This is a genomic window from Idiomarina fontislapidosi (assembly GCF_003226255.1).
Classification (GTDB): domain Bacteria; phylum Pseudomonadota; class Gammaproteobacteria; order Enterobacterales; family Alteromonadaceae; genus Idiomarina; species Idiomarina fontislapidosi.
In genome coordinates, this window is the sequence record NZ_QJST01000044.1 from 1 (window position 1) to 1188 (window position 1188).

Annotated in this window: 1 protein-coding gene; it reads left to right on the top strand. The window is 44.0% G+C overall.

The window, feature by feature from the left end; genetic code table 11:
• Window positions 1-71: 71 nt before the first annotated feature.
• A protein-coding gene (locus DFP83_RS13470) for an IS3 family transposase (RefSeq protein ID WP_420843796.1) occupies window positions 72-1147 on the top strand; the annotation gives its coding sequence in 2 pieces (ribosomal slippage) (window positions 72-321 and window positions 321-1147; 1077 coding nt in all).
• Window positions 1148-1188: the final 41 nt, after the last annotated feature.

Sequence of the window (1188 nt, forward strand, 5' to 3'; positions counted from 1 at the left end):
TGTAACTATCCCGTAAAATAATACAGCTCACTCGTAGAATTTCTTTTAAACTAAAACAAAGGAGTTTTACGATGAGCAAACGAATGACTGAAAGCCAGATCGTGGCGATTTTGAAAGAAGCTGAAGCCGGTATGCCGGTGAAATATATTTGCCGTAAGTACGGCATCGGTAATTCAACGTTTTACAAATGGCGCGAAAAATACGGTGGTATGGAAGCGTCTGATGTGCGCCGACTAAAAGAGCTTGAAGAAGAAAACCGTCGACTTAAGCAGATGTATGCTGAGTTGAGCCTCAAATCACAGATGCAAGAAGACATCATAAAAAAGCTCTAGCACCTGTGGCAGAAAGGAAAGTATGGGCACGCGAGTTACAGGTGCAGCATAACGCAAGCGTTGTAAAATGCTGTGATGTGGTCGGCATCAGCCGTACCGCATACTATTATGAGCCGAAGCTGACCGATGATGATGAAATTATTGATGCCTTGAATGCTTTAATCGAAAGACATCATCGTTGGGGCTTCCCAAAGTGCTTTAAACGCCTTCGAAAGCTAGGCCACCGCTGGAACCACAAGCGTGTTTATCGGGTTTATACGGAGCTGAAGCTGAATCTGCGACGCAAAGGTAAGAAGCGATTACCCAACCGCAATCCAGAGCCGTTAGCTGCACCAAATGCACTTGGGAAATCCTGGTCAATGGACTTTATGAGTGACAGCTTGCACAACAAAGTCAGGTTCCGCACATTTAACGTGATTGACGACTTTAATCGTGAAGTATTAGGTATTGATATTGCGACTAGTATGCCGTCATTGCGCGTCATACGCTATCTTGACCAACTTGCTGAATGGCACGGTTACCCTGAGAAGATTCGGGTTGATAATGGCAGCGAATTCACTTCAGAAGTGTTCGTAAATTGGGCAAAAGCACACGACGTTATGATTGATTACATCAAGCCTGGTTGCCCCTACCAGAACGCATACATTGAGCGGTTTAACCGAACTTACCGTGACGATGTACTCGATTGCTACATCTTCAACAATCTGAACGAAGTGAAACAAATAACCGAAGACTGGATTGAGCTATACAACAACGAAAGACCGCACGACTCACTCAATGATATGACACCGTTTGAGTACCGAACTGCGGCATAAATATTCTATGAGATGACTGTGTTATAAATGGGATATTTACA